The sequence below is a fragment of the Denitratisoma sp. DHT3 genome, assembly GCF_007833355.1.
GTDB lineage: Bacteria > Pseudomonadota > Gammaproteobacteria > Burkholderiales > Rhodocyclaceae > Denitratisoma.
Map to the genome: position 1 here is coordinate 76459 of NZ_CP020914.1, position 12505 is coordinate 88963.

The window sequence follows — 12505 nt, forward strand, 5'->3', positions numbered from 1 at the left end:
TGGCGGGAGGCAGGATCATTGCGGGGCGTCGAGACTCATCTGCATCACCTTCTCGCTTTGACGGGCGCGGAAGGCGAGCAGTTTTTCGGAAAGCGCCCGGCCCAGCTCGTCGTTGGTGGCGGCCAGCATGGCCACCGCGGCGAGGGCCGCATTGGCGGCGCCGGCTTCACCGATGGCGAAGGTGGCGACCGGGATGCCGCGGGGCATCTGGACGATGGAGAGCAGCGAGTCCAGGCCGTTCAGGGCCTTGGACTGGACCGGCACGCCCAGCACCGGCACGATGGTCTTGGAGGCCAGCATGCCCGGCAGGTGGGCGGCGCCGCCGGCGCCGGCGATGATGGCTCGCAGGCCCCGCTCCCGAGCGGTCGCCGCGTAGTCGAAGAGCAGGTCCGGGGTGCGATGGGCGGACACCACCTTGGCTTCGTGGGGGACGCCGAACTCTTCCAGAATCCTGGCGGCCGCCTGCATCGTGGGCCAGTCGGAATCCGAGCCCATCACGATGCCGACCAGGGGATGCGGGTTCATGGCCGGGCCTCCGCCGCGGCCCGTTCCGCCGATTCCAGGGTGTTGGCCAGCAGCATGGTGATGGTCATGGGTCCGACGCCGCCGGGCACCGGGGTGATCAGGCCGGCGACTTCCCTGGCCGAGGCGAAGTCGACGTCGCCGCAGAGCTTGCCCGCATCCGGCCCCGATTGCAGGCGGTTGATGCCGACGTCGATCACCGTCGCGCCGGGCTTCACCATGTCGCCGGTGATCATCTTCGGCCGGCCCACGGCGGCTACCAGGATGTCGGCGCGGCGAGTGTGGAAGGCCAAGTCCCTGGTTTGCGAATGGCACACCGTGACCGTGCAGCCGGCGGCCAGCAACAGCATCGCCATCGGCTTGCCGACGATGTTGCTGCGGCCGACGATCACTGCCTCGGCGCCCTTCAGCGGGACGTTCTCGCTTTTCAGCATTTCCATCACGCCGTAGGGTGTGCAGGGGATGAAGCGGGGATTGCCCTGCATCAAGGCGCCCACGTTGTCGGCATGGAAACCGTCTACGTCCTTCTCGGGGGCGATGGCTTCCAGCACCGCGTCGGCGTCGAACTGTTTGGGCAGCGGCAGTTGCACCAGGATGCCGTGCACCGTGGGATCGGCATTCAGTTCGGCGATGCGCGCCAGCACCACGGCCGGATCCACGTCGGCCGGGTAGGTGTCCTTGAGCGAGCGCATCCCGGCCTTTTCGCAGCCGGCGACCTTGTTGCGCACATAGACGGCGGAGGCGGGATCCTCGCCGACCAGGATGACGGCGAGACAGGGGGTGACGCCCCGGGCCGTGAGGGCCGCGGCGCGCTCGGCCAGCCGCCCCCGCACGGTGGCGGAAAGGGCGTTGCCGTCGATGATTCTGGCAGACATGATGATCCGGTCAGGGAAAAAGGGCGGATTATCCGGGTTCGCCGCCCCATCGTCCAGACGCCGGGTCAATAACCGCTCGATAATCGAGTGCGCTCGATTTGACCCGGTACACCGAATATGGTCTAATGCGCGTCCTCTTCGACGGGTGGTTAGCTCAGCGGTAGAGCACTGCCTTCACACGGCAGGGGTCACAGGTTCAATCCCTGTACCACCCACCAGTAATGGTGTGGGTTTCAAGGCGGCAACGAAACCCAAAGCAAATTCCGGTGTAGATCCAGGTGTAAAAAGACCCGCTTTGGCGGGCCTTTTTGCTTTGGCCCGTCCTTGGCCCCTACCACACCAACCCTGACCCTCGCCTCCGTCCCTGTCGTCCCGCCTCTGGCGATGCGGGTCTGGTTGATCTCGACGCCGATCCGGATTTGACTCCAATCGTGGTCCAGCCCGCCATCCCCGGAGTCAGATTGACCTGCCGCCCATCCACTCGCTGGAATTACCGCAAAGAAAAATACGAACGAAATTACGACAGTAATAACCACTGTTCCAATGTATTGGGCAAAACGATTCAACCTGTTTGAGCTTGTCTCATCTCTAGATTTCTCCGCGACAAACTTGACTGCAACCATTCGTTGCCGTATTGGATATTTTTGTCTTCGGGCTGGGTGCTGGTTTCCATGCGCCGAAGCAGTGACGGCGGCAAGACGCTTATCCTGATCGGTATCGGCGACGACCCTTCGACTCCGTTGTTCAAGGCCTCCCACGTCCATGTCATCGCGTGTGGCCGTTCGGATCCTGCTTTGATTTGTCCTTTTTCCTGTTTCGGTATCGCGCGTTGGGCTATTTCTTCGCTTGAGCGGGATTCGCCGCTGGACTGAGCACTCGTCCGGAAATCACAACCACGCCAGGGTGCGGTCTCTATCGGGATTTGCAGGCGGTCAAGAAAATCCCAATGCCCGCCGCTGCGCGTCCCCACGCTGGGCAAGGGCAAGAATCAACGCAGGACCTTCGAGACCAGTCCGATCGGCTGCGCTCCCGCTTCGACCCGTTCCACGATGTCCGGCGCCGGAAATGCCGGATTGACGAGGAGAAGTGTTGACAGTTCAAATTATATTAATGATAATTATTATCAATTGAGGGCGGCTTCAAGCTTCCCCAAATCATGGTTACTCGAGGTCGCCTCCTTTAACCGCAGGGCAAGCCAGCCTCGTGCAAGCCAGCCATTCATGGATGACATTGCACGGGAGATACTTGCATGGATGCCCCTACCCCCTACAGAACGATTGCGGCTCTACTGGCCCATTTGACGCGGGGCTTGGAGTTCGGCTGCCATCAATCGCTTTATCTTGCCGAACTTATCCTCTGTCGGTTGGCGGAGGATGAGAACGTTGAAGATTCCCTCCGCACTCAGGCGGCAGAGCTGGTCGAAACGCTGCAGTGCAATGATTTCGATGCGCTCACGAGTAACTGGATGCAAGCCAAGGGTATAGGGCGTATTCACTCGACCAAACCAACGCCATCGTATGTTGGCGCGCATGTCTGAATATATGTTTCCCGGCCTGTCCCAGAGTCACTCGTGGATAGCCTCGGCCGGCTTTCGCAGAGCATTGATTGCGACTGCAAGCGCCGGCGGCCATCTGGCTGTCGCTGGGTTGCTTGCCACCACGGCGGCACAACACGCGGATCAGCTGACGGACGCGGTAACGATGGCGGTAGACGTTGTCGAGGCCGATTCGACAATAGCCCCGGCGGTCCGTCACGAATCCACGGAGCCCTACAAACTCGCCTCGGTGCCTATGGCGGTGGCCAAGTCCACGCCAACCTCCTCCGCAGTGGAAACGGTCAGCAACACGCACTCAACGCAGCAAGCGGAGGCCATCGAAAATCCAACGGCCTCCCCGCCCCCGTCCAATACGGCCACTGCTCGAGCATCGGAAGCCCTGATGACGGTGCCGGCCCGTTTTGACGCCGACTACCTGAACAACCCCAAACCCGTGTATCCCTCGTATGCGCGACGTTTGGGCGAGCATGGGGAGGTGCAGTTGCAAGTGCTCGTCAATGCAGCGGGACAGCCCGAGTCGATCACCCTCAAGGCATCTTCGGGAAGCCGTCGGCTGGACGAAGCCGCGCTGGAGGCCGTTCGGCGCTGGAGATTCGTACCGGCCCGCCAAGGCAGCATGCCGGTTCAGAGCTGGGTCACCGTTCTCGTCGTATTCAATCTAGAAGGCTAAGTCATGGCTGTTACAGAAGTTCTGGTCAACGTATGGACGATGGGCGACGCCGTCGCCAAGATCGTTCTCGTCACGCTGACATTTCTGTCGTTCATATCCTGGTATCTGATATTGGCAAAGATCTGGGAAGGCTGGAAGCTTCGTCAGGCCGCGGGTATCGTAAAGAAGTTCTGGCAGGCACAGGCTTACCAAGAGGGCATGGATAGCCTGGGCAATGGGCCGTTTCAGGAAATGGCCATGCAAGCCAAGGAGTGCGCCGACCACTGTGACACCGGGGGAGCACTGGCGACCCGTCTCGATCCTTCCGAGCAGATCGAACGAGCGCTCCGTCAGCAGTATGCGCACACCCAGGGACACATAGAAAGCGGGTTGACCTGGCTCGCGACCACGGGTGCGACAGCGCCGTTCGTTGGGTTGTTCGGTACCGTCTGGGGGATCTACCATGCACTGTCGGCGATCGGTCTTTCAGGCCAAGCCTCCCTGGAAAAGGTGGCCGGTCCCGTCGGTGAAGCGTTGATCATGACGGCAGCGGGGCTGGCGGTCGCACTGCCCGCCGTGTTTGCCTACAACGCCTTCACACGTTCCAATCGCGTGCTGCTCGCCAACTTGGACGCGTTCGCTCACGATTTGCACGCCTTTCTCATGACGGGGCGCCCATTGAGGGGAAAACACTACCATCACCATCAGCCGCAACGGGCTCACCTTGCGCCAAAGGGGAACTGAAATGGCGATAGGCAGCTTCGTCCGCGGCGAATCCCCAGGGCCCATGAGTGAAATCAATACCACTCCTTTGGTGGACGTCATGCTCGTGCTGCTGGTCATCATGCTGGTGACGGCGCCGCTCCTCGTGCAAGCGGTCAAGATTGATCTGCCCCACGTCACGTCTGCCGCCGTCGAACACAAGCCTGAAATAGTCAGGGTCGCCATTGATATCAATGGGCAGGCGTACTGGGATGGTGTTCCGATCGCGGCGGCTGAACTCCCCGGCAAGCTCAAATCCATTGCATCCAAGACGCCTCAGGCGGATATCCATCTGTCAGCGGATCGGGCGACCGCATACGAACACATCGCCGCGTTTCTTGCCGCTGCGCGGAAAGCGGGAGCCGCCCATCTCAGATTCGTCACCTTGCCCGGGAGTGATCATGCTGAACAGTAAGGGTCACAAAATGACGCCCGCCATGCCGCCTAAAAGGCCTACAGAGGCAATTCCAATGCTTTCCTCCAAAGACCTGTTTGGCGGAGAAAAAGAGATACGGATCGTCCATAGGGACCAAATTTACTGCCTGCGGATTACCCGCGAAAACAAACTGATCCTGACCAAGTAACCGCCTTACAAAAAACGATGGTAAATGCGCGGCCGCACGATTCGCCAAAGCAACATACCAAAAGCATCATTCATCAATGAAATCCTGACCGACGGAGTCTTCCGTTACAAGCCAGCCACCTAGGGGGACGCTCCAAGGCAGCCAGCCATTCCGACATTTTGAAATGGAGGTTTTGCCGCATGACGCCCCACCGCAAGAAAAAGCAGATCGCGCTAGCGCTGGCTGCGATCGCAATCCCTGCATCAGCCGCCCTGGCTGATACAAAGCTCTCGAACATCGTGGTCACCGCAACCCGCTATGAAACGGAGGCGGCGAACGTTCCGGCGACCGTGACAAGCATCGGCCGCGACCAGATGGACCGCCGCCTGCCTGCAAATGAAGCGGATCTGTTTGTGGATGATCCTGATTTGGCCGTATCCCGTGATGCCCGTCGATTCGGGGCGACACGCCCCAACATTCGCGGCCTTGAAGACAACCGGGTCATGCAACTGGTGGATGGGGTACGCCTGACGGACTATTACAACGGCGGCGGCCCTACCAACTTCACCATGAGCGCCCCGCTCTCGGTGGTTCCCGACTTCCTCAAACGCGTTGAAGTTCTGCGCGGATCGTCGTCCAGCCTGTACGGTTCCGATGCAATCGGCGGCGTCATCGGGTTCCTGACCCTCGACCCCAGCGACATCCTGGCTACTGGAGAACAATCCGGGGGCCGGGTACGTGCAAGCGTGCTGGGTGCCAACAGCGAGCGGCGTCTCACGGCCCTGGGCGCCTTCCGGGGTGACGCGGGGGAATTCCTCATCGGCGTATCCAGTGCGACCGCAAAGGAGACCGATGGCAAGGGCAGCGACAACACGATTTCCGCGACCCGGACCAAGGCCAATCCCCAGTCGATCGACGATCAAGGGGTCCTGGCGAAATGGATATTCCAGCCCGCCGCCGGCCATAAGGTGACATTGGGTCTGGAAGGACGCGATCAGTCGATCGGTACCGACGTGTATCGGCTGTCCACCTCCCTGCCCAGGGTGAGCTGGATGCAGGGTGACGACAATGCGCGTCGCTTCAGGGGCAGCGTGGAGTGGGAACACAAGCCGGAGAACGGCCTGTACGACCGCCTGCTGGCCCGGGTTTACCACCAGGATGCCGAAACCAGGAACCACAACGACCAACGTCGTACCAGCACCTCCGCTTCGTGTTCGGCCTCGGCGGGTGGAACCAACAACTGCTACATCCAGCAGTACTTCACCTTCAGTCAAGACACGACCGGCACCAGTCTCCAGCTCGAGAAAATGCTGAAGTCCGGGGAGCTGACGCACCTGGTAACCGGCGGCATCGATTACTCCCGCCAGAAGACCGAGAACTTCCGGGATGCGACGGTCTACAACCTCACCAGCGGAACCTCCACCAAAACGCTCGCAGGCGATATCTTCCCCCAACGCGACTTTGCCAATGGCACCACGAACACCATCGGACTCTTTCTCCAGGACGAGGTTTCCGGGCTTGCCGGAGGAGCGCTCTCCCTGACGCCGGGGATACGCTACGACCGGCGCACGCTCAAACCCGAGCCCGATGCGCTTGCGCAATCCGTGCTTACGGCGATTGGTCGCCAGGTCGCCAGCAAGAACGACGGCTCATGGTCACCCAAGCTCGGCGCCATGTGGCGATTCACCCCGGCTTTCGCCGCATATGGCCAGATCGCCCGGTCTTTCCGGGCGCCGAACTACAACGAAGTCAATGGCGCTTTCCGGAATACGGTACAAAGCTACGGCATCACACCGAATCCGGACCTGAAGCCCGAGACCGGGATTGGAGGGGAAGTCGGACTCAAGTACCAGCAAGGGGCTCTTCGTGGCCAAGTCGCCCTGTACGACAACAGATACAAGGATTTCATCGACAGTGTCCGGCTTGGCTGTCCTGGCAGTCCGCAATGCATCCCCGGCATCGCGGTGACCTATATGTCGCAGAACCTGAGCCGGGTCCGTATCCATGGCGCAGAGCTGCGTGGTGGTTGGGACTTCGCGCCGGGATGGCGGGCCGACGGTTCCATTGCCTATGCCAAAGGAGCCAACGAAGATACCGGCGCCCCCATCAATAGCGTGGAACCGACTCGGCTGAGCCTGATCGTGGCTCGTGACGCGGGGCATTGGGGCCTGGAAGGCCGACTGAGGGCCGCCTCCAAAAAGGATCAAGTGGATGACAGTAGCGGCGTTTGGTTCCGTCCGCCCGGCTACAGCGTCGTCGATCTATCTGCCTGGGTCAAATTCAACCGCAACCTGCGTGCAACCGTCGCCATCAGCAATCTCTTCGATCGCAAGCATTGGCTGTGGAGCGATATCCGCCAGGCCGATGCAACCCGCCCAGCCGGCGTCGACTTCTACTCGCAGCCGGGTCGCACCCTTAGCTTCGCCATCCAGGCGGATTTCTGACGTGCAGCAACGTTGTCCTCCCTCCAAGGCCATTGGCCTTGGAGGGAGGACGCTCAGGTAACCATGAAACAGAAGCTTCTACTACTGCTGCTCGCGCTGGCAGCCTTTCCTGCCTGGGCGGGAAACATCCTTTTCATTGCCACCGGGAACGTGCCAGCCGGAAAGTTCCGCCTGTTGACCGAAGTCGCACGTCCCTTGGGCCATACCGTTGAATTTCGCTATGTGGAGAAGCTGCCGGCTGACGTCGATGCCGGACTTTTCCGCGGTCAGGACCTTGTCGTCATCGACAGTTATCAAGAGGACTATGTACGCGGCCGCCTGATCAAGGCGCTGCCGGGTCTCAAGGCTCCCTTCCTGTGGGCGTGGGAGAGCAACCCTTCCTGGCAGGGAATCCCAAAGGACGTCGCCAAACGATTGGTGAGCTACTACGCAAACGGAGGTCGCCGTAATTTCGAAGGCTTTTTCCGCACGGTAACAGCCCAACTCCAGGGCAAGACGACTTCCGATATCGAGGCCCCCATCATCTTCCCCAAGGCGGGTATTTATCACCCCAAGGCGCCCGGCCTGGTGTTTACGGATCCGGCCGCTTATCTGCGCTGGAAAGGCGTCGATCCCGCGCACCGGCCTCCAACGATCGCGATTGCGATGCTGCAGCAGTACATTTCAGCGGAACAAACGGCCTTCATCGACGACCTGATCGCCCGCATCGAAGCCGCCGGGGTTCTTCCGCTTCCCGTCTACAGCACACTGAACGGTCACGATACCCTGTCGCCGACTTTGACCTTGCAGGGAAAACCCATTGCGGATGTGGTGATCAACACCCAGATCATGCTGGATGCCGAAGGGCGCAGGAAAATCTATGAAGGTCTCGGCATCCCGGTCATCCAGGCGATTCCCTACCGGCGGGGCGACGAGGCAGACTGGGCCGCCGATCCCGGAGGGATCAACCTGATGGACGTGCCGTTCTTTCTGGCCCAGGCGGAATATGCCGGCGTTACCGATATCCAGATCGCCGGGGCAGTCCGCAAGGGGGACGAGCAACTGGTATCCATTGCGCCCCAGGCGGCGGCGGTGGTGAACAAGGCACTGAATCTCGTCCGCCTCCAGCGGTTGTCCAACCAGGACAAAAAGGTCGCCGTGATCTACTGGAACTACCCGCCGGGTGAGAAAAACCTGACGGCTTCCTTCATGAACCTGCCGGCCAGCCTGGTCAAAACCCTTTCCTTCATGAAGGCCGAAGGCTTCGACACAGCCGTCCCGGGAGAAAAGGAATTGACCAATCTCTTGCAGCGCCTCCTGGCTCCGTACTACCGGGATGGCGAAATCGATGGACTCTTGCGGGACGACTTGGCCGAGTTGTTTCCCGTCGTCGACTATCGCGCCTGGCTGGATAAGCAACCCGTTTTCCTGAAGAAGGAAATGCTGGATCGCTGGGGGGAACCGGAGAAATCAGCGATGGTGGTTCGACGCAATGGCCGGGACTATTTCGTCATTCCGCGCCTCAAGCTGGGCAAGGTGGCGCTTTTCAGCCAGCCTCCGCGCGGTGAAAAGTGGGAAGGGAAAGAAAAGGCCATCTATCACTCCATGAAGGCGGGCCCCTCCCACTTCTACCTGGCGGTCTATCTATGGGCTCGCCAGAAACCCAACGCGCCGCAGGGTGGTTTTGGCGCAGACGCCTTCGTGCACTACGGTACCCATGGGAACCAGGAGTGGCTCCCCGGCAAGGAGCGCGGCCTGTCCGTTTACGACTATCCGATGCTGGCTGTCGGAGACGTGCCAGTGGCCTACCCCTATATCATGGATGACGTCGGTGAGGCCATTCAGGCCAAGCGCCGAGGCCGCGCGGTGGTCATCAGTCACCAGACGCCGCCCTTCAGCCCCGCGGGCTTGCACGATGCCCTGACCAGGCTGCACGATCTGCTGCATGCCTGGCTGGCCCAGGACGAAGGCGCCGTGAAGGAAAAGCTCAAGGCCGACGTGATCTCCGGCGTCGCCAAGGAGCGCATCGATAAGGATATGGGGTGGACGCCCGAGCGGATCAAAGCCCAGTTCCCGACATTCATCGATGAACTCCACGGCCATCTCCACGAATTGTCGCAGACGGCGCAGCCCGCAGGACTGCATACCTTCGGTCAAGCGCCCAAGGACATTCATCGCGTGGGGACCGTGCTGATGATGCTGGGTAAACCCTTTTGGGAGGCGGCCGCCCTCCATGCTGGCGTCAAGCCCGAGGATGCGGACGAAGCCCTGGTCGGTGACTATGAAAAGATCGCCGGTACCGAGCCGTATCGATTCCTGCGGACCTATCTCGCCTCCGACGCCAGCACCGCGGGACTGTCGCCGATTCTCAAGGAAGGCATTGAAAAAGCGCGCGTCTGGTACCGTAATCTCGGCGCCCAGGAGGAACTGCATGGCCTGCTGACGGTGTTGAACGGGCAGTACCTTCAAACGTCGTACGGTGGCGATCCCATTAAAAACCCGGACGCGTTCCCCACGGGGAAGAATCTGTACGGCTTCGACCCATCCCGCGTTCCCACCAAACAAGCCTGGGCCGCGGGTAAAGAGGCACTGGAGAACTTGCTTGCCACCCATCGCCGACAGAGCGGCAAGGTTCCTAAAAAACTCACTTTTGCGCTGTGGTCTGTTGAAACCATGCGCCACATGGGTCTGCTGGAGGCACAGGCATTCTGGGCCTTGGGTGTGGAGCCGCAATGGGATGTGGGTGGCCAAATAACGGGCGTCAAACTCATACCCCGCAACCAATTGGGGCGCCCTCGGGTTGACGTGGTTCTTTCCGCTACGGGCCTGTATCGCGACCATTTTCCCAACGTCATGAAGTGGCTGGCTTTGGCCGCAAAACTGGCGGCCGAGGCCGACGAGCCCGACAATCCGGTAGCGGCCAATTCTCGAGCGATCGCCCAGCGACTCGAACAGCGCGGTCTCGCCCCGGATGTCGCCTTGCGGGCAGGGCAAACCCGCATCTTTACCTCCGGAGAAGGTAGTTACGGGACCGGCTTGGATGATGCGGCCCTGGCGACAGATACTTGGCAAGGGAAGAAAGAGGGAGACCGCAAGCTCGCGGAGCTTTATCTTTCAAAAATGCAGTATGCCGTCGGCACCTATGAGAAGGAGTGGGGCAAGACCCTCCCCGGCGTCAACCTCTACGCCGAGCACCTTAAAGGCACCGAAGGCGCGGTGTTATCCCGGACATCCAACCTCTACGGAATGCTGACCACCGACGACCCCTTCCAATACCTGGGTGGCATCGCCCTCGCGGTACGTCACCTGGATGGAAAGGCTCCTGAGCTCTACATCTCCAATCTACGCGGCAACGGCGCCGGAACAGTGGAAGGAGCGGCCCAGTTCCTCGCCAAGGAAATGGCGACCCGTCAGTTTCATCCCGGCTATATCAAGGGACTGATGGCGGAAGGCTATTCAGGCACCCTGCAAGTCCTGGACGCCACCAACAATTTCTGGGGGTGGACCGCCGTCGCCCGTGAAATCGTACGGGATGACCAATGGCAGGAGTTGGTGGATGTCTATGTTCGGGACAAACACAAGCTTGGGATACGCCAATGGTTCGAACGCGACAATCCCGCCGCCCTGGCCCAAGTCATGGAGCGCATGCTGGAAGCGGCTCGTCAAGGATACTGGCAAACGGATGCCGCAACCCTGGATGAGCTGAAGCGGCGCTACAAGGACCTGGCGCAGCGGTTCGACGTCAAGAGCGACAACGACAAGTTCTCCCACTACGTTGGCTATGGGCTCGCGCAGCCCACCTCGCCCCTCTCTTCTTCCGCGCAAACCAAACAAACTGCGGCAGCAAAACCTCTTCCGCCACCCGCGCCGCCACCTGTTCGCGGAATGCAATTGGAGAAGGTGGCCCCTCCTGCGTCGCAGCCCCATGATCCGACCACCGACGTCGGGCTGGCGTTACTGCTGCTGGCGCTCACAGGAGGTGCTTGGCGACAAGCACGGCCGGTAGTCCCAACACATTTCTCTTCAGAAGGAAGAATCTGATGCCGCGTCATACCGGACCCCGACTCGGAATCGTCCGCGCCTTGGGGAGTGGTCTTACGGGTCTGACACGAAAGTCGCCCGGCAATCGAGCCCATCCGCCTGGACGACACGGCGTCCTCAAGCGGGCCAGCCGCAAATCCGAGTACGGCCAGCAGCTCATCGAGAAGCAAAAGTTTTCCGCTCGACCTCCAGCGGATCGTCGAGTTTTACGCTACACGCATCTGATAACGAAAGGATATTTCCATGTCGAGCTTTCTTGAACGATCCATGTATGGCCTGAGCCAGGTATTTCTGTTCCCGGTACTGGCGTTGATCATTCTGCTTTTCCTCTACGCATTTTGGGTTCTAGGGGCTTTTGCCATGGATGCCTGGCGCCGCCGTCAAGGCAGAGGTCGTCCTCTGCTTCTGGCATGGCAGGCCTCACCGTCTCTTGATGCCGATAGCCTGGACCTTCTTGCCCATCGACTCCTGGAAGCGCCCCGCATTACCAGCCGGGTGACTCCGATGATGGGTCTCGTGGCCACGATGATCCCCATGGGTCCGGCGTTGAAATCCCTGTCCGATGGGAATATGGCTTCGGTGTCCGAAAACCTGACCGTCGCATTCTCCGCGGTAATCCTTGCGTTGATCGCCGCCAGTATCACCTACTGGGTGGTGAACGTGCGCCGGCGCTGGCTGGCCGAGGAGATTCTCGACATCGAAAACCGACGGAGCAAGGCATGAGTCAAGGAAAACTCAAGCTGTTACACGAACCGGAGAGCGAGGATCCGATCCTCTCCGTCGTGAACCTGATCGACATCTTTCTTGTGATCATCGCGGCCCTGCTCGTCACCGTTGCGCAAAACCCGATGCTGAACGCCTTTTCAAAGCAGGATGTCACCGTTATCGCCGATCCGGGAAAGCCCTCCATGGAGATGATCGTCAAGAAGGGGGAAAAGATCGAGCACTACAAGGCGAGCGGATCGATCGGTCAGGGCGAAGGAGAGAAGGCGGGCGTCGCGTATCGCATGAAAGATGGGTCGATCGTCTATGTTCCAGAGGACGAAGCCCAACAGACCAACGCGAACAACCCTTGATGGATTTTGATTACGTTCCCGATGGTTGGCACCTTTGAT

General features: G+C 60.3%; 11 protein-coding genes and 1 tRNA gene. 10 read left to right on the forward strand and 2 right to left on the reverse strand.

The genetic code is table 11. The features are described from left to right. Window positions 1-15: 15 nt before the first annotated feature. Window positions 16-525 carry a 5-(carboxyamino)imidazole ribonucleotide mutase gene (purE, locus tag B9N43_RS00435; RefSeq protein ID WP_145840382.1) on the reverse strand — a complete coding sequence of 170 codons (510 nt, stop codon included), beginning with the start codon at window positions 523-525 and terminating at the stop codon, window positions 16-18. Then, window positions 522-1397, reverse strand: coding sequence for a bifunctional methylenetetrahydrofolate dehydrogenase/methenyltetrahydrofolate cyclohydrolase FolD (folD, locus tag B9N43_RS00440; RefSeq protein ID WP_145840383.1), 876 nt, complete (start codon window positions 1395-1397; stop codon window positions 522-524). Before folD ends, purE begins: the two co-directional genes overlap by 4 nt. A gap of 143 nt (window positions 1398-1540) precedes the next feature. Between folD and B9N43_RS00445 the strand changes: the two genes are divergently transcribed. From B9N43_RS00445 to B9N43_RS00495, 10 genes are all read left to right on the forward strand, one after another. Beyond that, window positions 1541-1615: transfer RNA gene (locus B9N43_RS00445), tRNA-Val, on the forward strand. 1031 nt (window positions 1616-2646) lie between these two features. Next, entirely contained in the window at window positions 2647-2934 is a 288-nt protein-coding gene (locus B9N43_RS00450; protein WP_145840384.1) for a hypothetical protein, read from the forward strand. After that, entirely contained in the window at window positions 2927-3622 is a 696-nt protein-coding gene (locus tag B9N43_RS00455) for an energy transducer TonB (RefSeq protein WP_222428768.1), read from the forward strand. The genes B9N43_RS00450 and B9N43_RS00455 overlap by 8 nt, the downstream gene beginning before the upstream one ends. A 3-nt stretch (window positions 3623-3625) precedes the next feature. Continuing rightward, the gene (locus B9N43_RS00460) at window positions 3626-4345 is read left to right on the forward strand and encodes a MotA/TolQ/ExbB proton channel family protein (RefSeq protein ID WP_145840386.1); all 720 of its coding nucleotides are present in this window, start codon (window positions 3626-3628) and stop codon (window positions 4343-4345) included. Between the two features lie 43 nt (window positions 4346-4388). Beyond that, on the forward strand, window positions 4389-4778 hold the full coding sequence (locus B9N43_RS00465; RefSeq protein WP_261379360.1) for an ExbD/TolR family protein: 390 nt from the start codon (window positions 4389-4391) through the stop codon (window positions 4776-4778). Next, on the forward strand, window positions 4765-4947 hold the full coding sequence (gene hemP / locus B9N43_RS00470) for a hemin uptake protein HemP (RefSeq protein ID WP_261379361.1): 183 nt from the start codon (window positions 4765-4767) through the stop codon (window positions 4945-4947). The genes B9N43_RS00465 and hemP overlap by 14 nt, the downstream gene beginning before the upstream one ends. Before the next feature lie 179 nt (window positions 4948-5126). Next, window positions 5127-7370, forward strand: a complete 2244-nt coding sequence (locus B9N43_RS00475) for a TonB-dependent hemoglobin/transferrin/lactoferrin family receptor (RefSeq protein WP_145840388.1) — start codon at window positions 5127-5129, stop codon at window positions 7368-7370. Between the two features lie 63 nt (window positions 7371-7433). Next, window positions 7434-11390, forward strand: coding sequence for a cobaltochelatase subunit CobN (cobN, locus tag B9N43_RS00480; RefSeq protein WP_145840389.1), 3957 nt, complete (start codon window positions 7434-7436; stop codon window positions 11388-11390). A gap of 243 nt (window positions 11391-11633) precedes the next feature. Continuing rightward, entirely contained in the window at window positions 11634-12113 is a 480-nt protein-coding gene (locus B9N43_RS00490; protein WP_145840391.1) for a MotA/TolQ/ExbB proton channel family protein, read from the forward strand. After that, on the forward strand, window positions 12110-12466 hold the full coding sequence (locus B9N43_RS00495; RefSeq protein ID WP_145840392.1) for a DUF2149 domain-containing protein: 357 nt from the start codon (window positions 12110-12112) through the stop codon (window positions 12464-12466). The genes B9N43_RS00490 and B9N43_RS00495 overlap by 4 nt, the downstream gene beginning before the upstream one ends. Window positions 12467-12505: the final 39 nt, after the last annotated feature.